The sequence below is a fragment of the Streptomyces sp. bgisy159 genome, from assembly GCF_965341775.1.
Lineage (GTDB): Bacteria > Actinomycetota > Actinomycetes > Streptomycetales > Streptomycetaceae > Streptomyces.
Window position 1 is genome coordinate 82,634 of the sequence record NZ_CBDQZH010000001.1, and the last position, 22,984, is coordinate 105,617.

Below are 22,984 nucleotides of genomic sequence, written 5' to 3' on the forward strand. Positions count from 1 at the left end.
CGGACAGGGAGGCGAACACCCATGGGCCTCGGCGGATGCATCATCCTCATCGCCGGAGGAGCCATCCTCACCTTCGCGACCGACTGGCACGTGGAGGCGGTCAACCTCCAGCTGGTCGGCGTCATTCTGATGATCGTCGGCCTGATCGGCACCGCGACGTTCAGCAGCATCTACCGGCGCAGGCGGGTGGTGATGCCGCCGACGACCCCGGTCGTGACCGAGGAACCGCACCACCACCACGACGGATACCGCGACGGGTACGGGCTGTGACCGACCGTCGGCTACACCGTCCTGCGGACCTGCGGCGACCCGTGGGCCGTACCTGCGGCGGCGGACCTGTCGGCGGGGCTACAGCGGCGGGACCACGGCGGACCCGTCGGGGCGGCCGGGCCTGCGGTGGACCCCTTGGCCGGATTCCACAGCGGACCCGTCGGCGGGCCGGGTCGGCTCAGCCGTCCGTGCCCGCCGGCACCGGTGACAGCCGGTCCGCGCCGCCCTCGGTGACGCCGACCGGTACGCCCCGGCCCTGCTGCTGCACAGGGCAGGCGGGGTAGGCGGCGGCGGGGCCGTCGTCGCGGGACGCGGCCATCACCGACACGGGCGGGCCCCCCGGGCGCCACTGGGGCCGGCCGCGGCGTGCGGAAGCGCGGGAGAGCGCGGTGTCCGCGCCCTCGCCCGACAGAGGCAGCCCTCGCCCGCCGGGAGCCGCTCGGGCCGGCAGCAACCGCCCGGGCCCGACGCGAGCAGCTTGAGGTGCCGTCCGGCGCCGCCAGTCAGGTCAGCGCATGGCCCGTCGTCGCGTCCACGTGCGCCGGGACCTCTTCGTGGCGGTCGCCGACCGTGGAGGTGCCGGTGGGTTCGAGGAGCAGGATCTCGGTCGGCACGGGCGCGTACGGCTTGTGCTCGGTGCCTCGGGGGACGGTGAAGACGGAACCCTTCGGGAGGACGACCGTGCGCTCTCCCGCGGCCTCCCGCAGGGCGATGTGCAGCTCGCCGTCGAGGACGAGGAAGAACTCGTCGGTGTCGTCGTGGACGTGCCACAGGTGCTCGCCCTCGGCCTTGGCGACGCGCACGTCGTAGTCGTTGACGGTGGTGACGATGCGAGGGCTCCAGCGCTGGGCGAAGGAGGCCAGGGCGGCGGGCAGGGAGACGGGTTCGTGGCTCATGCCGGTCATCCTGCGGGTTGGCGGACCGCCCGGCGAGTGCTAGGAATCGCATATGCCGCAAGGATCCTCTCAGCACCGCCCGCACAGGGTCGCCGTGATCGTCGACGAGGGCATCAACCCGTTCGAGGTCGGCGTCGCCACCGAACTGTTCGGCCTGCCCCGGCCCGAGCTGGGGACCCCGGGGCCGCTGTACGAAGTGGCGCTGTGCACGCCCACGCGCGCGGTGCGCATGAACCACGGCTTCTTCACGATGACCGGCACCGCCGGACTGGACGCCGTGGACACCGCCGACACCCTCGTGGTGCCGGGCCGGCCGGACAACGTCGTACCGCGCGGCACCGACGTCCTGGACGCCATCCGCCGCACCCACGCGCGCGGGGCACGCCTGCTGAGCTTCTGCACGGGCACCTTCGCCCTCGCCGAGGCCGGGCTGCTGGACGGGCGCCGGGCCACCACGCACTGGATGTGGGCCGACGCCTTCCGCGCACTGCACCCCGAGGTGCGGCTCGAACCGGACGTGCTGTTCGTCGACGCGGGCGACGGCATCCTCACCGCGGCGGGCAGCGCCGCCGCGCTCGACCTCGGGCTGCACGTCATCCGGCAGGACCACGGCGCCGAGGTCGCCAACGCCGTGTCCCGCCGCCTCGTCTTCGCCGCGCACCGCGACGGCGGACAGCGCCAGTTCGTGGAACGGCCGGTGCCCGAGATCCGCGACGAGTCGCTCGCGCCCCTGCTCGCCTGGGCGCAGGAGCGGCTGGGCGAGCCGCTCACGGTGGCCGGCCTGGCGGCCCGCGCGGCGGTCTCACCGGCCACCCTCCACCGGCGGTTCCGCTCCCAGCTGGGAACCACGCCGCTCGCCTGGCTGACCGGCGAACGGGTGGCGCTCGCCTGCCGGCTGATCGAGCGCGGGGAGGAACGGCTGGACGTGGTGGCCGCCAGGAGCGGCCTGGGCACGGCCGCCAACCTGCGCACACTCGTGCGGCGCGAGACCGGGCTCAGCCCGTCGGCCTACCGGCGGCGTTTCGGAGGCGGCGACGGGGAACCGGTCACCGCATGAGATTCCTCGTACGCGACCGGATCCTGGGCTTCGGCGACGACTACTGGATCGAGGACGACCGCGGCGACAAGGTCTTCCTCGTCGACGGCAAGGCGATGCGGCTGCGGGACACCTTCGAGCTGAAGGACGCCCGTGGGCGGGTCCTGATCGAGATCCGCCAGAAGATGTTCGCCCTGCGCGACACGATGCTCATCGAGCGCGAGGAGGAGCCCCTCGCCCGCATCCGCCGCAAACGCCTCTCCCTGCTGCGCAACCACTACCGGGTGACCCTGGTCGACGGCACCGAACTCGACGTCAGCGGCAAGATCGCCGACCGCGAGTTCGCCGTCGAGTACGACGGGGAACTGCTCGCCGTGATCTCCCGCCGCTGGCTCCACATCCGCGACACCTACGGCGTCGACGTGGTCCGCGACGACACGGATCCCGCCCTGCTGATCGCGGTGGCGGTATGCGTGATCCACCTCGCGGAGAAGGAACGCGAGGACGACTGAGGCGGGGCGCCGGACGGGGGTCCCTCGGTGGGCCGCCCCAGCCGCCGTACGAGCCACCGCCCGAACCGCCGTGCCGGCCGCCCCCGAACCACCGCCCCGAACCGCCGTGCGGGACCGGAACGTCAGTGGCGTGGTGGCTGCAGGCCCAGGACCCGGTCCTTCAGGGCCGGGAACTGCTCCCGGGTGGCCCGGACCTTCGCCGGGTCGAAGTCCACGGTGAGGACCTCTTCGTCCGGCCCCGCCTGCGCCAGCACCTCGCCCCACGGATCCACCACGATCGAGTGACCGGCCTGTGGAACTCCCGCGTGTGTGCCGGCCGTTCCACAGGCGAGCACGAACGCCTGGTTCTCCACCGCCCGCGCCTGAGCCAGCAGCGTCCAGTGCGCCCGGCGGCGCTCCGGCCAGCCCGCCGGAATCACCAGGGTCTCGGCGCCGGCGTCGACGAGACCGCGGAAGAGTTCGGGGAAGCGGAGGTCGTAGCACGTGGCCACACCAAGGGTCGTCCAGGGCAGACGGGCCGTCACCAGATCACGCCCGGCTCCCATCAACACCGCCTCACCCTGATCGAAACCGAAGCGGTGGATCTTGCGGTAGGCGGCGGCCAGATCACCCGAGGGGGAGAGGACCAGAGACGTGTTGTAGAGGGAACCCCCGGGGTCGCGCTCGGGGATCGACCCGGCGTGCAGCCACACGCCCGCGTCGCTCGCCGCCTTGGCCATCAGTTCGTACGTCGGGCCGTCGAGCGGCTCGGCCTCGCGCTCGAAACCCTCGTAGGCGAAGGCCCCCGTGGTCCACAGCTCCGGCAGCACCACGAGGTCGGCGACGCCCGCCTGCGCGCGGACCAGTGAGGCGACGCGAAGGCGCCGCGAAGCGACCGATTCGCCCTCGTCTACAGCGATCTGGATCAGCGAGGCGCGCACACTACCACCGTCCTGGCATGGGAATCGTCCGTACCGGCCTACGATCGTCACACGAAAGCACTGCCGGGGTGCCTCACAGCAGCGTAACTTTGGGGCTCCCCCGTGTTCGAGCGCAGCCGAGAACCCGGGGGGTCCGAGACACCCGCCGAGTGCAGCCACCTCCCGCTGGCAACGCCGCCATCACCCGCCCGTGTACCGACCGCCGAGGGGTCCCGTTCCGTGAGTCTGCATCCCACCCTCCAGCCCTACGCCGACGCCTGGACCCACTCCATCGAAGCGATATCCGAGCTGGTGCAGCCCCTGGCGGAGGCGGACTGGAACCGCCGGACGCCGTGCCCCGGCTGGTCGGTGCGCGACATCGTGTCTCATGTCATCGGGCTGGACTGCGAGATGTACGGCGACCCGCGCCCCATCCACTCCCTGCCGCGCGACCTGTACCACGTCACCAACGACCTCCAGCGCTACATGGAGATACAGGTCGACGTCCGCCGTCACCACACCGCACCGGAGATGACGGCCGAGCTGGAGTACACGATCATCCGCCGCAACCGGCAGCTGCGGAACGAGACGCGCGCACCCGGCGCGACGGTACGGGGGCCGCTCGGCACCGAGCTGACCCTGGAGGAGTCCATGCGCGCGCACGCCTTCAACATCTGGGTGCACGAGCAGGATCTGCGCGCCGCTCTCGGCGTCCCCGGCAACCTGGACTCACCCGGCGCGCACATCGCCCGCGACGTGCTCCTCGACGAACTGCCCACCGTCGTCGCGGAGAAGTCCGACGCGCCGCGCAGCTCGGCGATCGTCTTCGACGTGAACGGACCGATCGAGTTCCTGCGCACCGTGCGCGTGGACATCCAGGGCCGGGGCACGGTGGAGACCGCCCCCGCCCTCGGGCCGGCCGCCTCCTTCGCCCTCGACTGGGAGACGTACGTACGGCTGGCCTGCGGCCGCGTGAGCCCGGAGTCCGCCGCCGACCGCATCAAGGCGGAGGGCGACCCGGAGCTGACGGCGGCGATCCTGCACAACTTCACGGTGACCAAGTAGCGGGACGGGTGAGGCGGGACGCCTCACCCCACCTCACTCCACCGGAGCCGGTGTGCACCCCGCGCGGACCGGTATGCGCCCGCGCGAGCCTCCGCGGACGTGCGAGCCTCCGCGGACGTGCGGACCGAGCCGGTAAGCGTCGGCACCGAACCGGTGGGCGTCCCCGCGGCCCCGCTCGCCACGGGGCCGTGCCCGCCCGGGTGAGCGCGGCGCCCAGCGGAGCCGGGCGCGCCGCCCGCCCCGACCGCGCGCGCCCGCTGCGCACCGCGATCAGCCGGCCCGCGCGCTCCGTCACGCGTCCCTGCCCAGGCCGCCGGGGCGCGGCCCCGACCAAGCCGGTGCCCGGCCGGTCCGGGTGGGCCGCTCGCGGCGGGCCGACTCCGGTGCGCGCAGTCGGGTCGCGCCCGGCGTCACGCGCCCGGCTCCCGGCTCCCGGCTCTCGGTTCACGCGCCCGGCCCCCGGCTCACGCCGGCACGTGCACGGTTTCCACCCGGCTGGCGACCAGCCGTTCCCGCTCGCGGCGGGCCGCCCGCCCGCGCAGGCGCAGGATCTGGCCGATTCCCAGCGCCTGCAGCACGAACACCGCCGAGAAGGCGGCCGAGTAGTTGTCGCCGGTCGCGTCCAGCAGCACGCCGACCGCGAGCAGCGTCGTCATCGACGCCACGAATCCACCCATGTTGGTGATCCCGGAGGCGGTGCCCTGACGCTCCGGCGGGTTCGCCGGGCGGGCGAAGTCGAAGCCGATCATCGATGCCGGGCCGCACGCGCCGAGCACCGCGCACAGCGTGATCAGCAGCCACATCGGCGCGTGCTGCCCCGGGTAGGCCAGCGTGGCCGCCCACAGCAGGGCCGTCGCGCCGACCGTGCCCAGGGCCAGCGGGAGCCGCGCGCCGTGGTGCCGGGCGACGATCTGGCCGTAGACCAGGCCGATCACCATGTTGGACAGCACGACGAGGGTGAGCAGCTCACCGGCCGTGGCCCGGGTCAGCCCCTGGGCCTCCACGAGGAACGGCAGACCCCACAGCAGCAGGAACACCATGGCCGGGAACTGCGTGGTGAAGTGCACCCACAGGCCGAGCCGGGTCCCCGGCTCCCGCCAGGAAGCGGCGATCTGCCGGCGCACGTAGGCGGCGCCCCGGTGCGCGGAGGGCTCCGGTTCGAAGCCCTCCGGGTGGTCCTTCAGGAACAGCAGGAGCAGCACGAGGACCACCACACCGGCGCCCGCGCTGCCCGCGAAGGCCTGCGTCCAGCCCACGCCGTGCAGCAGCCGGGCCAGGACGAGGGTGGAGACCAGGTTGCCCGCCATGCCCGCCAGGCCGGCCAGCTGCGCCACCAGCGGCCCGCGCCGGGCCGGGAACCAGCGGGTGCCCAGCCGCAGCACGCTGATGAACGTCATCGCGTCGCCGCAGCCCAGCAGCGCGCGCGAGGCGAGCGCCGTGCCGTAGGACGGGGACAGCGCGAAGCCGAGCTGCCCGGCCGTGAACAGCACGACGCCGATGGTCAGCACCCGCTTGGTGCCGAGCCGGTCCACCAGGAGGCCGACGGGTATCTGCATGCCCGCGTAGACCAGCAGCTGCAGGATCGAGAACGTCGACAGGGCGGAGGCGTTCACGTGGAAGCGGTCGGCGGCGTCGAGACCGGCCACGCCCAGCGACGTGCGGAAGATGACCGCGACGAAGTACACCGAGACGCCGATGCACCACACGGCGACGGCGCGTCGGCCGCCCGGAGGGTCACCCGGAAGGGTGGTACCGCGAGCGGGGCTCACCGGACCTCACCGCGTGCCAGGTGGGAGAACCAGCCGATGTGCCGGTGGACGAGGTCGACGGCGCCCTGCGCGTCCCCCTCGCGCAGGGCTTCGAGGATCTCCTCGTGCTCGCCCAGCGTCTTGGCGACGCGGTCGGGGTGGGAGTGCATGACCGCGACACCCATGCGCAGCTGGCGGTCGCGCAGCTGGTCGTAGAGGCGGGAGAGGATCTCGTTGCCGCCGCTGCGGACGATCTCGGCGTGGAAACAGCGGTCGGTGACGGCGGCCGCGGCCAGGTCGCCCGCGGCGGCCTCCCGCTTCTGCCGGGCCAGCAGCTCCTCCAGGCGGTCGATCAGGCCGGGCGGGGCGGGCACCGCCTTGCGGGCCGCGTGCTCCTCCACCAGCAGCCGGGTCTCGACGACATCCGCGATCTCCTGCGCGGAGACCGGCAGGACCAGGGCGCCCTTCTTCGGGTAGAGCCTGATCAGCCCCTCGGCCTCCAGGCGCAGCAGCGCCTCGCGCACGGGCGTCCGCGACACCCCGACGGCCTCGGCCAGCTCGCCCTCGGTGAGGAGGGTGCCGCCCTCGTAGCGGCGGCCGAGGACGCCCTGCTTGACGTGGGTGTAGACGCGGTCGGCTGCGGGAGGTTGCTTCACGGCCATGGTCATGGCGACAGGATAGATACAACACGCACGCAGGAGAGATGCGCGTCCACCATCCGGACCTGGCCCGGGACCTGGACCGGGCCCCGGCCCGGGGCCCGGTCTCGGCACGGACCCGGCCCCCGCCCCAACCTCCGCCTCAACCCCCTGCGCGGCCGACGCTTTTCCGAAGTGCCCCGGCGGCCGCACAACCATCTGTGCTAGTTACGTGTCTCACACGTGCGGCACGACCAGCTTCCCCAACTCCGCCGCGCATCAGGGGACTACGACGCAATCGGGGTAACTCTGTTGATAACTGCCATTCAGGGCGTCCGGGTTCGCCGAGCCGCCGCCGTCGCCGTCACCACCGGCGCGGTGCTCACGGCCGGCGCCGTCACCGCGGCACCCGCCCAGGCCGTCGCCGCGCCGACGATCGCCGCCCAGGCGGGCTATGTGATGAACGGCTCCAACAGCTCCCAGCTGTACGCCAAGGGAGCCGACACCAAACTGCCGACCGGCTCGACGACGAAGATCATGACCGCCAAGGTCGTGCTCTCCCAGTCGAATCTGAACCTCGACGCCAAGGTCACCATCCAGAAGGCCTACAGCGACTACATCGTGTCGCGCGGCGCCTCGTCCGCCCATCTGATCGTGGGCGACAAGGTCACCGTCCGCCAGCTGCTGTACGGCCTGATGCTGCCCTCCGGCTGCGACGCCGCCTACGCGCTCGCCGACAAGTTCGGCACCGGCACGACCCGGGACGCGCGCGTGAAGAGCTTCATCTCCAAGATGAACACCACGGCCCGGTCGCTGGGCATGACCAACACCCACTTCGACTCCTTCGACGGCATCAGCAACGGCGCCAACTACTCCACGGCGAAGGACCTGACGAAGCTGGCGGCCAACGCGCTCAAGAACTCGACGTTCCGCACGATCGTCAAGACCAAGTCGTACACGGCGAGGACCACCACCAGCACCGGCTCCACCCGCACCATGGCGACCTGGTACAACACCAACGGGCTGCTGAGCAGCTACAGCGGCACCATCGGTGTGAAGACCGGCTCGGGCACCGAGGCCAAGTACTGCCTGGTGTTCGCTGCCACCCGCAACGGCAGGACCATCATCGGCACGGTCCTGGCCTCGACCAACGTCACCACCCGCACCTCCGACGCGACCAAGCTCCTCGACTACGGCTTCGCCAGGAGCAGCCAGCCCCAGGGCACCATGCGGTTCGTCCGCCCCACCCACCGGTAATCGGAAATCCGTTTGTACGGCTCCCCCTCGCCCTCTAGCGTCACTCCCATCGACGTGTAGCTCAGCAGCAGAGCGCCGGGCTCGAGACCCGGAGGGCGCGGGGGCGGCACCCGCCACGTCGGCTATGAACGACCACGCTGACCAGCAGCACCCCGCCCACGTGAACCCCGGATACGCGGCCGGCCGGCTGGCCGCGGCGCTCCGGACGGCGGCCGGCCACGACGATGCCGGCACCCGGCGCCGCGCCGAGCAGCGCGGCCATGCCTGGCGGGCCGTCCTCGCGGGCATCGCGAACGGCACGCTGACCGTCGGCTCGCGCACCCCGGTCGCCGGACTGCCCGCCTGGGTGACCCCCGAGGTGCTGCGCGGCGGCTTCGCCACCGGCGAGCCCTGCGCGGGCGGACCGCTGCTCGCCCACGAGACCGCCGCCGCCCGGAGCGCCGGCGTGCCCGAGGACCGGCAGGCGCTGTTCGAGTACTTCCTCACCGAGGACGGGCTCACGCGGCTGTACCGCCTGCTCGACAGCGAGCGGTACGAGATCGCCGTACCGGAGGAGGCCGCGCTGCTCACCGTCGCGTGGCTGGTCCGGGCGGGGGAGAGGGACGCCGCGCTGGACCTGGTGGCCGAGCTGGCGCCGTTCGCGGCGCGGCTGCGGTTCACACCCCGGCCGACGGCCCGGCCCGCGCCGGACGCCGCCTGCGTCCACCGCCGCACCGTCGCCGACGCCCGCGACACCCTGGCCGCGCGGCGGCCCGGCCGGGCCGTGGAGACCCAGCGGGAGGCGCTCAGCGTGTGGCAGCCCTTCGGCGACGAACTCCTCGCCCACTGGCTGGAGGTCACGGCCGACAACGGCTGGATCGACCTGCCCGAGCACACCCCGGGCGACCCCTGGCACGCGCGCGGCGCCGAACTGCTGGCCCGCTACCGCGAACTGGCCCGGCGTCACACCCTGTGCACCAAGCACCGCAGGCCGAAGGAGAACCTCGCGGTGCTGCGCGGCACCCTGGAGGACGTCGTCGCCGGGCGACGGCCCGCCGCGCGTCGGCTGGGGCTGCTGTCGGCCGCCGTCACCGCCATGGTGCGCCGGCGCGGCCGGCCCGGCTCCGAGCGGCACACGGCCCTGCGCCGGCAGCAGGCCGCCCAGGCCGCGCTGCCCTCCCACCACGCTCTCGCCCAGCTGGTGCTGACCCGGCTCGACGACCTGCCGGCGGACGGCGGGGTGCCGGACGTGGAGCCGTTGACCGCCGACGTCACCGAATGGGAGGCGGCCGGTACCGGGCTGCCGCTGGGCGCCGCCGTGCCTCCCGCCGTGCGTCGGCCCGTCGAGGCCGCGCTCAGCGCGCCCCTCGGCACCCTCGTGGCACGCGGGGTGATCCCGTCGGCCGAGGTGCTGGCCGAGCTCGTGCCGCAGCTCGTGGCCGCCACCACCGCCCAGGCACACCCCGACCCGGCGCTGCGCACCCTGGCCGCCGCCAACTACCGCGCGTTCCGGGGCCGCCGCTCCCTGCTGCTGCTCAACCTGGAGCGGCAGGTGCGGGTGGCGGAGCTGCCCTGGGTGCGTGCCGTCGCCGCCCACCGGGCCGACGCCGGCGCCGATGCGGTCGCCGCCGCCGCGCTGCGGCAGCTGGGCGAGCTGGCCGTCGGGGCGTTCCCGGGCACGATCCTGCCCAACCCGCTGGTCCGCGAGCTGTCCGAGCTCGCCGGGCAGGCCGACCTCGGCGCGCCCTTCGTGGAAGAACTCGCCGCGGACATCTTCATGGGCGCCTTCACGCCCAAGTTCCTGACGGCGGCCCGGGTGGCCGCCGAACTGCTGGGCGGCGGTTCCCTGTACGAGCGGTACTACGCCGTCGACTACCGGGCCGTGCGCAACCTCGCCGTGGTGGAGGCCGGGCAGGCGGCCCGGCGGTCCTACGGCGCCCGCACCTCCCCCGGGTTCGCCGAGCTGTGCGCTCGACGGGCCGCGGACCTCGCTCCCGGCTCCGGCCAGGGCTCCGAGGTCGCCCGGAACGGCACGGTGATCGAGCAGGCGCAGATCCTGACCACCCACAACCTGGCCACGCTGGTCCACCGGGCCGGGGTCGCCCCCGAGACGGGGTGGGACGACCTGGCCCGCCGGTCCTTCACCACGGTGTGCCGGCTGACCGCGCGCCTGCAGCACCACCCGCGCCCGCTGGGCACGATCAAGGACGTCGCGTACGCCTGGCGGCAGATGGTGTTCCACCTGTCGCTGTGCACGCCGGGCGCACGGGTCCGCACCCTGGCCCGGCTGCCGGAGGAGGCCGCCCGCCATCCCTGGCACGTCGCCGCCCGGCTCGCCCCCGCGCTCACCGGACTGTGTCAGGTCGCGGAGGGCGGCTCGGCGCGGGAGGGCGCGGGACGGATGCTGCTGGGCTGGAGCACCGGCGGCCACTGGCTGCGGCCCGACCCGGTGTCCTCCGACCCGGCAGCGTCCCCTCGGGGGCCGCTCACGCCCAGGTGATCAGGCGCTTCGGCTCCTCCAGGACGGCCGCGACGTCCGCCAGCACCTTCGAGCCGAGTTCGCCGTCGACCAGACGGTGGTCGAAGCTGAGCGCCAGCGTGGTGACCTGACGCGGCTTCACCTTGCCCTTGTGGACCCACGGCTGGAGCTTGATCGCGCCGACCGCGAGGATCGCCGACTCGCCGGGGTTGAGGATCGGCGTGCCGGTGTCGACGCCGAAGACGCCGACGTTGGTGATGGTGACCGTGCCGCCCTGCATCGCCGCGGGGGAGGTCCGGCCCTCCTTGGCCGTGGCGACCAGCTCGGCGAGCGCCTCGGCGAGCTGGGGCAGGGTCTTGTCGTGCGCGTCCTTGATGTTCGGCACGATCAGACCGCGCGGGGTGGCCGCCGCGATGCCGAGGTTGACGTAGTGCTTCAGGACGATCTCCTGGGCCGCCTCGTCCCAGGACGCGTTGACCCCCGGGTTGCGCTTGATGGCGACCAGGAGGGCCTTGGCGATCAGCAGCAGCGGGTTGATCCGCAGCCCCTGCAGGCCGTACTTCCCGGCGTCCTGCTTGAGTTCCTCGACCAGCTTCATCGTGCGCGTGACGTCGACCGTCACGAACTCGGTGACGTGCGGGGCGGTGAACGCCGAGCCGACCATCGCCGCCGCCGTCGCCTTCCGCACACCCTTGATCGGGACCCGGGTCTCCCGGGCCGTGTCGTACGACACGGCCGCGGGTGCCGGTGCGGCGGCCGGGGCGTGCGCGTGGGCGGCCTCGGCCGGTGCCTGGGCCGCCGACGGGGCCGCGACCGCCTCGGACGCCCGGGCGGCGGCCGCGTGGACGTCCTCGCGCGTGACGATGCCGTCCGGGCCGGTCGGGGTGACCGTCGCCAGGTCGACGCCGAGGTCCTTGGCCAGCTTGCGCACCGGCGGCTTGGCCAGCGGCCGGGACCGGTCGGCACCGGCCGGGGCCGGGGCCGGGGCCTCGGAGACCTGGACGCCGCCGCCGTGGCCGTTCAGTTCGGCCTGGACCGCCTGCGCCGCCGGTTCCACCGGTCCGCCCGGGGCCTTGCGGGGGCGGCGCTTGGTGGAGGACGCGGCGACGCCGTAGCCCACCAGGACGGGCTGGCGGCCCTCCGGCTGGGCCTCCTCCGGCTGCGGGGCGGGCGCCTCGGCAGCGGGCGCGGGGGCGGCCGACTCGGCGGCGGGCGCCGGGGCTCCCCCGTTCACGTCCACCGCGATGATCGAGGTGCCCACGTCGACCGTGGTGCCCTCCTCGAAGTGCAGGGCGCGGACCACGCCGTCGTAGGGGATGGGCAGCTCGACGGCCGCCTTGGCGGTCTCGACCTCGCACACCACCTGCCCGTCGGTGACGGTGTCACCGGGCTGGACGTACCACTTGAGGATCTCGGCCTCGGTGAGTCCCTCGCCCACGTCGGGCATCTTGAACTCGCGCACGGACGCGTCAGTCATCGTCGTCACGACCCTCTCCTCAGTACGCCAGGGCACGGTCGACGGCGTCGAGCACCCGGTCCAGGCCCGGCAGGTACTCCTCCTCCAGACGCGCCGGCGGGTACGGGGCGTGGTAGCCGCCGACCCGGAGCACCGGGGCCTCCAGGTGGTAGAAGCAGCGCTCGGTGATGCGCGCGGCGATCTCCGCGCCCGAGCCGAAGAACACCGGGGCCTCGTGGACCACGACCAGGCGGCGGGTCTTCTCGACCGACGCCTGGACGGAGTCGAAGTCGAGCGGGGACACCGAGCGCAGGTCCAGGACCTCCAGGTTCCGGCCCTCCTCGGCGGCCGCGGCGGCGACCTCCAGGCACGTCTTCACCATCGGGCCGTACGCGGCCAGGGTCAGGTCGGTGCCCTCGCGCACCACCCGCGCCTTGTGCAGCGGGCCGGGGATCGCCTCGGTGTTGACCTCGGCCTTGTCCCAGTAGCGCCGCTTCGGCTCGAAGAAGATCACCGGGTCGTCGCTCTGGATGGCCTGCTGCATCATCCAGTACGCGTCCGACGCGTTGGACGGGGACACGATCTTCAGGCCGGCCACGTGCGCGAAGAGCGCCTCCGGCGACTCGGAGTGGTGCTCGACCGCGCCGATACCGCCGCCGTAGGGGATGCGTACGACGACCGGCAGCTTGACCTTGCCGAGCGAGCGGGCGTGCATCTTCGCCAGCTGGGTGACGATCTGGTCGTACGCCGGGAAGACGAAGCCGTCGAACTGGATCTCCACCACCGGGCGGTAGCCGCGCAGCGCGAGGCCGATCGCGGTGCCGACGATGCCGGACTCCGCGAGCGGGGTGTCGATGACGCGGCTCTCGCCGAAGTCCTTCTGCAGGCCGTCCGTCACCCGGAAGACGCCGCCGAGCTTGCCGACGTCCTCACCCATGATCAGGACCTTGGGGTCCGCCTCCAGGGCGTGCCGCAGCGACTCGTTGATCGCCTTGGCCAGAGCCATCTTCTCCGCCATGTCAGACCCCCTCCACGTCCGCGAACGACGCCTGGTAGGCGGCGAACTGGGCGCGCTCCTCGTCGACGAGCGCGTGCCCGTCCGCGTACACGTTCTCGAAGATGGCGAACCGGTCCGGGTCCGGCATCGCACGGACCGCTTCGCGCACTCGCCTGCCCAACGCCTCGGACTCGGCCTCCAGTTCCGCGAAGAATCCCTCGTCCGCGTGGTTTGCGGACTCCAGGTAGCGGCGGAGGCGCAGGATCGGGTCCTTCGCCTCCCAGGCCAGCCGCTCCTCGTCACCCCGGTAGCGGGTGGGGTCGTCGGAGGTGGTGTGGGCGCCCATGCGGTAGGTGAACGCCTCGACCAGCGTCGGGCCCTCGCCACGGCGCGCCCGCTCCAGGGCGGACCTGGTGACCGCGAGGCAGGCCAGGACGTCGTTGCCGTCGACGCGGACACCGGGGAAGCCGTAGCCCTGCGCGCGCTGGTAGAGCGGGACGCGGGTCTGCTTCTCGGTGGGCTCGGAGATCGCCCACTGGTTGTTCTGGCAGAAGAACACCACGGGGGCGTTGTAGACGGCGGAGAAGGTGAACGATTCCGCCACGTCGCCCTGGCTCGACGCGCCGTCGCCGAAGTAGGCGATGACCGCGCCGTCCGTGCCGTCCTTGGCGACGCCCATGGCGTAGCCGGTGGCGTGCAGCGTCTGGGAACCGATGACGATCGTGTACAGGTGGAAGTTGTTGCCGTTGGGGTCCCAGCCGCCGTTGTTCACGCCGCGGAACATGCCCAGCAGGTTGGTCGGGTCGACACCGCGGCACCAGGCGACGCCGTGTTCCCGGTAGGTCGGGAAGACGTAGTCGTCGTCGCGCAGCGCCCGGCCGGAGCCGATCTGCGCGGCCTCCTGGCCGAGCAGCGACGCCCACAGGCCCAGTTCGCCCTGGCGCTGCAGGGAGGTGGCCTCGGCGTCGAAGCGGCGGGTGAGCACCATGTCGCGGTACAGGCCGCGCAGCTCGTCCGCGGTGATACCGGCGACGTACTGGTCGTACTCGGCGTCGGCGACCCGCTCGCCCTCGGGGGTGAGCAGCTGCACGAGTTCCGGCTCGGCGCCCTTGGCGGCGCGCTGGGCGGCCGTCTTGGCAGGGGCCTTCGTGGCGGCCGTCTTCGCGGCGGCCTTCTTGGCAGTGGCGCGCTTGGTGCCGGTGGTGCCGGCCGCCTTCGCGCCGGTGGTGGTTCCGGCCTTGCTTCCGGCGCTGCGTCGCGGCTGGCGCGCGGCAGTGCTCTCCACGGTCACGTGTGCTCCTCCGTCGGTCCGGCCCCCGGGGTTGCCGGTCGGCCAGTGCGGCTCACCTGATTTCCGACATCCGGGCACGGGGTGGGTGCCACTCGGCCGGGAACAGGCGTGACAGGTGCCCCGGCGAGCGCCCTGCAACCTTCACGTTACCCAGTGCGCCACATTTCTGTGAAACCCCACCTGACCTGCGTTTTTGCTTGGATTTCCAAGTAAATCCGCAGAGCCGGGAAGGACCCAGGTCACAGCCTTGCAGGAGGCCGGAGCAACGGCACGTTATCCCGCGCACCCAGGCCACGGGAAGACTTCCATGTGAGACTGCCCTCGCGCCCGAAGACGGATAAGTCAGGGTATTTCCGGGCGACAGCCGAGAAGCGGTACGCCGCGGCGTCCCTGAAATGTCCGCCTCCAGGACCGACGATGCCGTCGTCGGCCCGGCCGGCACCGCAGCCGGGGCTCCGGCACGCATTTCAGCCACTCGACCGGCGGCCCGGGAGCCGGCTCACCCGCCCGACCGATCAGGAAAAGCGCATTCTCGATCCGGTCGGCCAAGAACTCGCCCGCCCACGAATCGGCGAACTCCCACCGCGCCGCAAAAACGATCAAGAATTGTGCGCCCGGACCGGCCTGCGGCCGAACCCGGAATTCGAGACCCGCGAGGCCCTGCCCGTCATGTCGTCGCCTGCGGCACGTACGCCGTCACCCCGACGGCACGTATGCGTCACCCCGGGCGCGCACGCCGTCACCCCGGGCGCGGACGACCCGGCCGGGCAGGCCCGTGCGCCGGGTCGCGGTCGCTCCGGGGCGCCGACGACACTTCCCGCACACCCTGCGACCGGAACCGACTGTCTGTGACAACGCGCAGCTCAAGGGCCTCGCGGGGTGCCCTAGCATCTGCCGCGTGCCGCGATCCTGTGTACCACCCCTCGTGCCCCACGCGCCCCCGCTGAGCGCACTGCTCCACCGGTATTCCGCAGGCACGGCGCTCGCCTGCGACCCCGTCGAACAGGGCCTCCTCAACCGCGGCTACCGACTGCGCACGACCCGCGGTCACTACTTCCTCAAGCACCACTTCGACCCCGACACCGCCGACCCCGCGGACATCGCCCGCCAGCACCTGGCCACCCGCCGCCTCGCCGATCTCGGCGTGCCCGTCGCGCCCCCGCTCCCCGGCCGCGACGGCCGCACGGTCGCCGTCGTCGGGGGTCACGCCTACGCCCTCCACCCCTGGGTCGACGGCCGCCACCGCCACGGCACCCAGCTCAGTCCGTCGCAGTGCGCCCGCCTCGGCGCCCTTCTGGGAGCGGTACACGCGGGCTTGGAGCGCGTGATGGCGCCGGAGGGCGCTGGGGAGGGGGACGGGGAGCCACACACCGGGGGGCGCGAACGGCGCACTCAGGGGCGCACGTCAGGGGGCGCACGGCGCACGGAGGAGCGCCTGACGCGGAGAGAGCGCCCCGTCGAGCAGCGCCTCGCGCAGGGCGCGGGCCGGCCTGCGCGGCGCGCGGATCAGGGCGCGCGCCTCCCCGAGGGGCCTGCGACCCAGGGCGCACGCTTCTCACCACTCCGGCCGCCCCAGGGCGCGAGCCACGCCGAACAGCGCCCGGCCGAGAGCACGAGCCTTCCGGCGCGGCACGGAGACAGGGGCTTGCGCCGCTCGGAGGAGCGCGCGAACGGAGAAGCGCAACGGGGCGAGGAGCGCGCGCCCCGGGGCGCGCACCCCGTGGAGAGCGCCGACCCCGCCGACACCTTCGAGGTGATCGACGACCTCCTCGCCCGCGTACGCCGGCGCCGCCCGGCCGACGCGTTCGACGAACTGGCCCGGCACCGGCTCGTGGAGCGCCGCACGCTGCTGGCGCGTCACGCGGACCGCCGGCCACCGCCCGGCGGCTCGATCGGCTGGGTGCACGGCGACTTCCACCCGTTCAACCTGCTCTACCGGGGGGACGCGCCCGCCGCGATCGTCGACTGGGACCGGCTCTGTGTGCAGCCACGCGCCGAGGAGGCCGTACGCGCCGCCGTGATCTTCTTCGTCCGTCCCGACGGCACCCTGGACCTGGCCCGGACCCGGGCGTACGCGCGCGCGTACCGGCGCGCGGCCGGGGCCACCGCCGCACAGCTCGCGGCGGCCGTGCACCGCGTGTGGTGGGAGCGCCTGAACGACTTCTGGATGCTGCGCTGGCACTACGAGCGCGGCGACACCCGCGCCGACGCGCAGTTCCCCGCGTCGTCCGCGCTCGTCGTGTGGTGGACCCGCGAGTACGAGACGGTACGCGCCGCCTTCAGCCGGTGACGCACACCGGCGGCACGACGCACACCGGCGGCACGACGCACACCGGCGGCACAGCGCCCCGCCGCCCGGCTCAGGCGTGCCGGGACAGCCGAACGCGCCCGCTCGGCGCAGGAACGCGCCCGCTCAGCCGCCCAGGACACCCGTGGGCCCGCCGCCCGTGTCCGCGGAACCGGACGGCCCGGGGTCCGTCGGCTCGTTGTCGCTCGGGTCGGTCTGCGTGTCGGTCGGCTGGTCCGACGGCTGGGTGTCGGTGGGCTCCCCGGACGGCGACTCGGTCGGCTCGGTCGAGGTGCTCTCGGTCGGCGTGTAGGAGGGCGTGTCGGGCGGCGTCCAGTCCGACCCGGAGTCGGAGCCGGTGCCGGTGTCGGAGGTGTCCTCGGTGGGCTCCTCGCCGGCCGTGTCGCTCGGCGACGGGCTCGACGAGTCCTGGGTGGAGCTCGGCGAGGAGGTCGGCGACTGCTTCGTGGTGCCCGTTCCGCCGTCCTTGTTGGCGTTGTTGAGCGCGAGGGCGACACCGGCGGCGATCGCGATGACCGCGAGAACGGCGAGCACCCACAGCTTGCCGCGCCCGCTGCCCTTGTTGCCGTGCCCCTCGAAGCCGCTGTCGTCACCGCCGCCGTAGCCGGTGGGCAGGATCGGCTGCGGGATCTGGGAGGTACCGGGGCCGCCACCGGCCTGCGGCATCACCGCGGTACCGGCGAACGCCGGGGACGGCGCGTGCCCGCCCGCGGGCGCGTCGACCGGGCCGGTGTTCCAGGTGCCGGTGTGGGCGCCCTGGTCGTAGAGCATCTGAAGCCCGTACTGGACGAGTCCGCGCATCTCCTCGGCCGTCTGGAACCGGTCGTCGGGGTCCTTGGCGAGGGAGCGCATGACGAGCCCGTCGAGTTCCGGCGGGCAGCCGCCGTCGGACTGCCGCGACGGCGGGACCGGGATGTCCTGGACGTGCTGGTAGACCACCGACAGCGGCGTCTCACCGGTGAACGGGGGCCGCAGGGCGAGCAGTTCGTACAGCAGACAGCCGGTGGCGTACAGGTCGGAGCGGTGGTCGACGGCCTTGCCGAGGGCCTGCTCGGGCGACAGGTACTGGGGGGTGCCCATCACCATGCCGGTCTGCGTCATCGTCGTGGACGCGCCGTGCAGGGCGCGGGCGATGCCGAAGTCCATCACCTTCACGGCGCCGTTGTGGGTGATGATGACGTTCGCCGGCTTGATGTCGCGGTGGACGATGCCGTGCTGGTGCGAGTAGGCGAGCGCCTCCAGCACCCCGGAGACGATGATCAGGGCCTGTTCGGGGCCGGGCGCCTCCGCGTTCAGCAGCAGATCCCGGATGGTGCGGCCCTCGACGAGCTCCATCACGATGTAGGGCACGGACTGGCCGCCCGCCGTGTCCTCGCCGGAGTCGTACACGGCGACGATGGCGTGGTGGTTGAGACCGGCCACCGACTGGGCCTCACGCGTGAACCGGGCCTTGGACACCGGGTCCTCGGCGAGGTCGGCGCGCAGCAGCTTGACCGCGACGGTGCGGCCGAGCCGTACGTCCTCGGCCGCGAACACCTCGGCCATGCCGCCCCGGCCGAGCCTGCGGGTCAGCCGGTACCGGCCGTCGCCGACGAGCCCGCCGTTGCCCCAGTTCTCCGGCGCGTCTGACATTCCGCCGCCAGTCGCCTCGGGGTCGGACGGGCCCTGAGAGCGCTGCTGCTGTGCCATCAGTCCTCGCCGTCGTTTCTGCCCGCGGTGCGCGCGGTGTTGTTACGGTCTCCGTCGGCCACGCTACAGCCTCCACGGGGGCCTCCGGACCGGGACGACCCCGGTGACCGGGCGGAGACCGGCCGGTCGTCACACTCGTACCACGGCCTCCGGTGCACATTCTGTGCGTCGGCCGTACGCCTGCTGTAACGCTTCCGCGACGCTTCTTTCGCGTACGGTCACGGAACGGGCACCGCGCTTGACGTGTCAGTGCCCTGGGGCAGACTTGGCCGAGAATGAGACATTCGATCATCGACAGCCGAGCCGGCGCCAGTGGGCCGATGGGGGACGGGGAGACATGAGCCAGGACGGCGCACACGGCCGGTACGCGGGGCGTTCGCTCGCCGGCGGCCGCTACCAGCTGCGCGACTTGCTCGGCGAGGGCGGCATGGCCTCGGTGCACCTGGCGTACGACGCCGTGCTCGACCGTCAGGTCGCGATCAAGACGCTGCACACCGAACTCGGCCGTGAGCAGGCGTTCCGCGAGCGCTTCCGCCGTGAGGCACAGGCGGTGGCCAAGCTCAGCCACACCAACATCGTCTCCGTCTTCGACACCGGCGAGGACGCTGTGCTCGAAGGCGGCTCCGCCGCGGGCGACGGCGCGCCCACGCCGTACATCGTCATGGAGTACGTCGAGGGCAAGCCGCTCGGCTCGGTCCTCGACGCGGACGTGCGGCAGTTCGGCGCGATGCCCGCCGACAAGGCGCTGAAGGTCACCGCCGACGTGCTGGCGGCCCTGGAGATCAGCCATGAGATGGGCCTGGTCCACCGGGACATCAAGCCGGGCAACGTGATGGTGACCAAGCGCGGTGTCGTCAAGGTGATGGACTTCGGCATCGCGCGCGCCATGCAGTCGGGTGTCACGTCGATGACGCAGACCGGCATGGTCGTCGGCACCCCGCAGTACCTGTCGCCCGAGCAGGCGCTGGGCCGGGGCGTCGACGCCCGCTCCGACCTGTACTCGGTCGGCATCATGCTGTTCCAACTGGTCACCGGGCGGCTGCCGTTCGACGCGGACTCGCCGCTGGCGATCGCGTACGCGCATGTGCAGGAGGAGCCGGTCGCCGCCTCCTCGATCAACCGCGCGCTGCCGCCGGCCGTGGACGCGCTGATCGCCCGCGCGCTGAAGAAGAACCCGAACGAGCGCTTCCCCACCGCCGTCGCCATGCGCGACGAGTGCCTGCGGGTCGCCGCGTCCTTCCAGGCGGCCCCGCCGAGCATCGTGCCGGGCTCGTCGGCCCAGAGCGGCGCGGGCGTCGGCTCCGCGGTGTTCCCGCCGGTCGGCCAGACCCCGCAGACGCCGCCGGGCAGCGTGCAGACGCCGTACCAGCCGCCGACCCCCGGCCCGTACGGCACGCCGGCGACACCCGTGCCGGCCCCGTCGTACGGCTATCCGCAGCAGGGCGGCGGCTATCAGACGCCCGCGCCGTACGGCGCGGCGCAGCCGACGTACAACCTCACGCCGCAACCGGCTCCGGCGCCCCCCTCGGGCGGTGGCAGGAGCAACCGGTCGGTGGTCCTCGGCTCGGTCGTCGTCTCCGTGATCGCGGTGGGTGTGCTCGTCGGCGCCCTGGTGATGAACAGCGGCGGCGGCGAGGACCCGCAGGCCGACGAGTCGCCGAGCCCCTCCGTGTCGGAGTCGGTGTCGAAGGCGGCCGGCTACCGCGGGCCCGACACGTCCAAGACGATCGACGCCACCGAGTGCAGCGAGCCGGAAGAGGCCTACAACGACCCGGACAAGATCCGGCTGCCGTCGTTCAAGTTCAAGAACATCACGTCGGTCAAGGAGTGCTTCCAGGCCGCCGGCTGGACGATGAACGTCGTCAAGGTCAACGAGAACACGTACGGCGACGGCACCGTGATGGAGCAGTTCCCGTCCGCCGGCACGGATGTCGACCCCGACGACGTGCCTCAGATCGAGCTGAAGGTGTCCACGGGCAACCCGCCCTACTGACCCGGCGAGCGGCACGCACACAACAGCAGAACAGGGCCCGGCGTTCGTACGCCGGGCCCTGCGTGTGTGGCGGGTCCGTGAGTCGGGCCGGAGGTACCGGCGGTGCTAGAGGTGCCGGCGGTGCTAGAGGTAGGGGCCGCCCGTGCGGCCGCCCGGGTGCTGGTGGTCCTCGGAGCCGTCGTGTCCGACGCCCGGCGGCAGGGCGCGGCGCATCTGCTCCAACTGGGCGCGCGCGGCCATCTGCTGGGCGAACAGGGTGGTCTGGATGCCGTGGAACAGGCCCTCCAGCCAGCCGACCAGCTGGGCCTGGGCGATCCGCAGTTCCGCGTCGGACGGCGTCGCCTCCTCGTTGAACGGCAGGGAGAGCCGCTCCAGCTCCTCGACGAGCTCCGGGGCCAGACCGTCCTCCAGTTCCTTCACCGAGCTGGAATGGATCTCCTTCAGCCGGGCCCGGCTGGCCTCGTCCAGCGGAGCCGCGCGCACCTCCTCCAGGAGCTGCTTGATCATGCTGCCGATCCGCATGACCTTCGCCGGCTGCTCGACCTGTTCCGTCAGCGGGGTCTCACGGGAGTCGTCGTCCGCGTCGATGCCGCCGAGTGCCATGCCGTCCTGGCCTACGACCAGGATCTTCTGGGCGTTCTCCGGCGACCTTTCGTTCCTCGGCATCTCCATGCGGCCATTCTCTCCCACGCGGACATCTCCCCGGAGTGGTGCCCCCGGTGAACGCTGATCCACCGTCGGACCAGGCACGCGTGCACGCTCGGACGCGCGTGACGTGCCGGGCGTCCCACCCGATGTGACGCTGACCGTATGAAGGATCGATGGTTTGTGCGGTGGGCGGTGGGGACCGCGGGGGCGGCCCTGCTGGTCTGCGGCGCGCTGCCCGCGTCCGGCGTCCGGCCCGCCCTGGCGGCACAGTCCCCGGCCGCGTCGGCCTCGGCGTCCCCGCGTCCCTCGGCCCCGGACCGCGCGGGCAGCCGCGCGGGCGAGGGGCGGGTGCGGCCCGGCCGCAGCCCCGCCCGGGAGACGGAGGCGGGGGAGAACCGCGACACGCACGCGGGCGACACCGCCCGCCAGGAGCAGGATGAGTACGAGGAGGAGGAAGGCGCGGCGCAGGAGGAGGGCGCGGCGCAGGCATGGGGCATGCCGGAGGCGGAGCGGAGCGGCGGGGCAGGAAACGCGGACGGCGAACGCCGGACGGGGGAGGGCACCGACGGCGAACGCCGGACGGGCGACGGCAGCGACGGCGTCGCCGATCCGCCGGTCCCGACGGCCGACTCCCCCGCCGCTTCCGACACACCGGGAATCCCGCGGCCCGCCCCGCAGGCGGCCGAGCCCGCCGACCGGATCCTGCGCATCGTGCCGCTGGGCAGCGGGCTCATCCTGATCGGGCTCGGTCTCGGCCTGGCCTTCGTGGCGCTGCGGCTGCGGCGCGTCTGACCACGGCCGGGACCTCGGGGCTACGGGGCGACCAGCAGCACCTTGCCCACGTGACCGCTCTCCTCGACGAGCCGGTGGGCGGCGGACGCCTCGGGCATCGGCAGCTCGCGGTCGACGACGGGGCGGACCCGGCCGGAGTCGAGCAGCGGCCAGACGTGTTCGCGGACGGCCGCGACGATGGCCGCCTTCTCGCCGAGCGGCCGGGCACGCAGTGAGGTCGCGCTGATCGCGGCCCGCTTGTTGAGCAGGGTCGCGATGTTCAGTTCGGCCTTGACACCGCCCTGCATGCCGATGATGGCGAGCCGCCCGTTGACCGCGAGGGCCCGGACGTTGCGGTCGAGGTACTTGGCGCCCATGTTGTCGAGGATCACGTCGGCGCCCGCACCGTCGGTGGCCTTGGCGATCTCCTCGACGAAGTCCTGCTCGCGGTAGTTGACGAGGATGTCGGCGCCCAGCTCGGCGCACCGGTCCAGCTTCTGCCGGGTCCCGGCGGTGACGGCGACCCTCGCGCCGACGGCCTTGGCCAACTGGATGGCCATGGTGCCGATGCCGCTGGAGCCGCCGTGCACGAGCAGGGTCTCGCCCGGGCGCAGGTGGGCGACCATGAACACGTTGGACCAGACGGTGCAGACCACCTCGGGAAGCGCGGCGGCCTCCCTGACGCCGACGCCTTTGGGGACCGGAAGGAGCTGGCCGGCCGGGACGGCCACCTTCTCGGCGTATCCGCCGCCCGACAGCAACGCGCACACCTCGTCGCCGACAGACCAGCCGGAGACACCGGGGCCGAGCGCGGCCACGCGGCCGGAGCACTCCAGACCGGGATACGGGGAGGCGCCGGGCGGCGGGTTGTAGAAGCCCTGCCGCTGCAGGATGTCGGCGCGGTTCACGGCACCGGCCACCACCTCGACCAGGACCTCGCCCTCGCCGGGCACCGGGTCGGGCACCTCGGCCCACACCAGTGCCTCGGGGCCGCCGGATTCGGGAATCGTGATCGCATACATGCGGGGGACGCTACTCCCCGACCGCCGGAA

Annotated in this window: 20 protein-coding genes and 1 tRNA gene; 10 read left to right on the forward strand and 11 right to left on the reverse strand. The window is 73.1% G+C overall.

Translation table 11 applies throughout. The annotated features are described in order from the left end of the window. The first annotated feature begins 21 nt into the window (after positions 1-21). The gene (locus tag ACSLTV_RS00405) at positions 22-270 is read left to right on the forward strand and encodes a DUF6458 family protein (protein WP_432133611.1); all 249 of its coding nucleotides are present in this window, start codon (positions 22-24) and stop codon (positions 268-270) included. 178 nt (positions 271-448) lie between these two features. Here the strand turns inward: ACSLTV_RS00405 and ACSLTV_RS00410 are convergent, their stop codons facing one another. After that, complete coding sequence (locus ACSLTV_RS00410; RefSeq protein ID WP_432133610.1) at positions 449-589, reverse strand: hypothetical protein; 141 nt, start codon at positions 587-589, stop codon at positions 449-451. A 184-nt stretch (positions 590-773) separates the two neighbouring features. Next, entirely contained in the window at positions 774-1,166 is a 393-nt protein-coding gene (locus ACSLTV_RS00415; RefSeq protein ID WP_435611419.1) for a cupin domain-containing protein, read from the reverse strand. A 52-nt stretch (positions 1,167-1,218) separates the two neighbouring features. On the opposite strand from ACSLTV_RS00415, the gene ACSLTV_RS00420 reads away from it, so the two are divergent. Together ACSLTV_RS00420 and ACSLTV_RS00425 are read left to right on the forward strand one after the other, a co-directional pair. Further along, entirely contained in the window at positions 1,219-2,223 is a 1,005-nt protein-coding gene (locus tag ACSLTV_RS00420; protein WP_435611420.1) for a helix-turn-helix domain-containing protein, read from the forward strand. Next, positions 2,220-2,714, forward strand: coding sequence for an LURP-one-related/scramblase family protein (locus tag ACSLTV_RS00425; protein WP_432133607.1), 495 nt, complete (start codon positions 2,220-2,222; stop codon positions 2,712-2,714). Before ACSLTV_RS00420 ends, ACSLTV_RS00425 begins: the two co-directional genes overlap by 4 nt. Positions 2,715-2,836: 122 nt before the next feature. On the opposite strand, the gene ACSLTV_RS00430 is transcribed toward ACSLTV_RS00425, so the two are convergent. Beyond that, a complete protein-coding gene (locus tag ACSLTV_RS00430) occupies positions 2,837-3,634 on the reverse strand; it encodes a carbon-nitrogen family hydrolase (protein WP_432133606.1) in 798 nt (265 codons plus the stop codon). A gap of 219 nt (positions 3,635-3,853) precedes the next feature. Between ACSLTV_RS00430 and ACSLTV_RS00435 the strand changes: the two genes are divergently transcribed. After that, the gene (locus ACSLTV_RS00435; protein WP_432133605.1) at positions 3,854-4,678 is read left to right on the forward strand and encodes a maleylpyruvate isomerase family mycothiol-dependent enzyme; all 825 of its coding nucleotides are present in this window, start codon (positions 3,854-3,856) and stop codon (positions 4,676-4,678) included. Positions 4,679-5,142: 464 nt separating this feature from the next. Here ACSLTV_RS00435 and ACSLTV_RS00440 read toward each other — a convergent pair whose 3' ends face one another. Continuing rightward, positions 5,143-6,447 carry an MFS transporter gene (locus ACSLTV_RS00440; protein ID WP_432133604.1) on the reverse strand — a complete coding sequence of 435 codons (1,305 nt, stop codon included), beginning with the start codon at positions 6,445-6,447 and terminating at the stop codon, positions 5,143-5,145. After that, positions 6,444-7,094, reverse strand: coding sequence for a GntR family transcriptional regulator (locus ACSLTV_RS00445; protein ID WP_432133603.1), 651 nt, complete (start codon positions 7,092-7,094; stop codon positions 6,444-6,446). The genes ACSLTV_RS00440 and ACSLTV_RS00445 overlap by 4 nt, the downstream gene beginning before the upstream one ends. Before the next feature lie 282 nt (positions 7,095-7,376). On the opposite strand from ACSLTV_RS00445, the gene ACSLTV_RS00450 reads away from it, so the two are divergent. From ACSLTV_RS00450 to ACSLTV_RS00460, 3 genes are all read left to right on the forward strand, one after another. Beyond that, positions 7,377-8,321 carry a D-alanyl-D-alanine carboxypeptidase family protein gene (locus ACSLTV_RS00450; RefSeq protein ID WP_435611421.1) on the forward strand — a complete coding sequence of 315 codons (945 nt, stop codon included), beginning with the start codon at positions 7,377-7,379 and terminating at the stop codon, positions 8,319-8,321. A gap of 50 nt (positions 8,322-8,371) precedes the next feature. Further along, a tRNA-Ser gene (locus ACSLTV_RS00455) sits at positions 8,372-8,443 on the forward strand. 2 nt (positions 8,444-8,445) lie between these two features. Next, entirely contained in the window at positions 8,446-10,800 is a 2,355-nt protein-coding gene (locus ACSLTV_RS00460; RefSeq protein WP_432133601.1) for a hypothetical protein, read from the forward strand. Here ACSLTV_RS00460 and ACSLTV_RS00465 read toward each other — a convergent pair. From ACSLTV_RS00465 to pdhA, 3 genes are read right to left on the reverse strand one after another with little or no spacing between them, the layout of a single operon-like run. Then, on the reverse strand, positions 10,787-12,265 hold the full coding sequence (locus tag ACSLTV_RS00465; RefSeq protein WP_432133600.1) for a dihydrolipoamide acetyltransferase family protein: 1,479 nt from the start codon (positions 12,263-12,265) through the stop codon (positions 10,787-10,789). The two genes, ACSLTV_RS00460 and ACSLTV_RS00465, sit on opposite strands and share 14 nt — an antisense overlap. A 10-nt stretch (positions 12,266-12,275) precedes the next feature. Beyond that, positions 12,276-13,253, reverse strand: coding sequence for an alpha-ketoacid dehydrogenase subunit beta (locus ACSLTV_RS00470; protein WP_432133599.1), 978 nt, complete (start codon positions 13,251-13,253; stop codon positions 12,276-12,278). Position 13,254: 1 nt separating this feature from the next. Beyond that, positions 13,255-14,523: a pyruvate dehydrogenase (acetyl-transferring) E1 component subunit alpha gene (gene pdhA, locus ACSLTV_RS00475; protein WP_432133598.1), complete on the reverse strand. Its 1,269-nt coding sequence runs from the start codon at positions 14,521-14,523 to the stop codon at positions 13,255-13,257. A gap of 898 nt (positions 14,524-15,421) precedes the next feature. Between pdhA and ACSLTV_RS00480 the strand changes: the two genes are divergently transcribed. Next, a complete protein-coding gene (locus ACSLTV_RS00480) occupies positions 15,422-16,813 on the forward strand; it encodes a phosphotransferase (RefSeq protein ID WP_435611422.1) in 1,392 nt (463 codons plus the stop codon). 123 nt (positions 16,814-16,936) lie between these two features. Here ACSLTV_RS00480 and ACSLTV_RS00485 read toward each other — a convergent pair whose 3' ends face one another. Further along, on the reverse strand, positions 16,937-18,520 hold the full coding sequence (locus ACSLTV_RS00485; protein ID WP_432133596.1) for a protein kinase domain-containing protein: 1,584 nt from the start codon (positions 18,518-18,520) through the stop codon (positions 16,937-16,939). A 337-nt stretch (positions 18,521-18,857) separates the two neighbouring features. On the opposite strand from ACSLTV_RS00485, the gene ACSLTV_RS00490 reads away from it, so the two are divergent. Then, entirely contained in the window at positions 18,858-20,513 is a 1,656-nt protein-coding gene (locus ACSLTV_RS00490) for a protein kinase domain-containing protein (protein WP_435611423.1), read from the forward strand. 123 nt (positions 20,514-20,636) lie between these two features. On the opposite strand, the gene ACSLTV_RS00495 is transcribed toward ACSLTV_RS00490, so the two are convergent. Beyond that, positions 20,637-21,185, reverse strand: a complete 549-nt coding sequence (locus ACSLTV_RS00495) for a bacterial proteasome activator family protein (RefSeq protein WP_432133594.1) — start codon at positions 21,183-21,185, stop codon at positions 20,637-20,639. A gap of 138 nt (positions 21,186-21,323) precedes the next feature. Here ACSLTV_RS00495 and ACSLTV_RS00500 point away from each other — a divergent pair, with 138 nt between their 5' ends. Then, positions 21,324-21,953 (forward strand): hypothetical protein, encoded by a 630-nt coding sequence (locus ACSLTV_RS00500; protein WP_432133593.1) that lies wholly within the window; start codon positions 21,324-21,326, stop codon positions 21,951-21,953. A gap of 20 nt (positions 21,954-21,973) precedes the next feature. Here ACSLTV_RS00500 and ACSLTV_RS00505 read toward each other — a convergent pair whose 3' ends face one another. After that, positions 21,974-22,954 carry an NAD(P)H-quinone oxidoreductase gene (locus ACSLTV_RS00505; protein ID WP_432157202.1) on the reverse strand — a complete coding sequence of 327 codons (981 nt, stop codon included), beginning with the start codon at positions 22,952-22,954 and terminating at the stop codon, positions 21,974-21,976. Between the last annotated feature and the right edge of the window lie 30 nt (positions 22,955-22,984).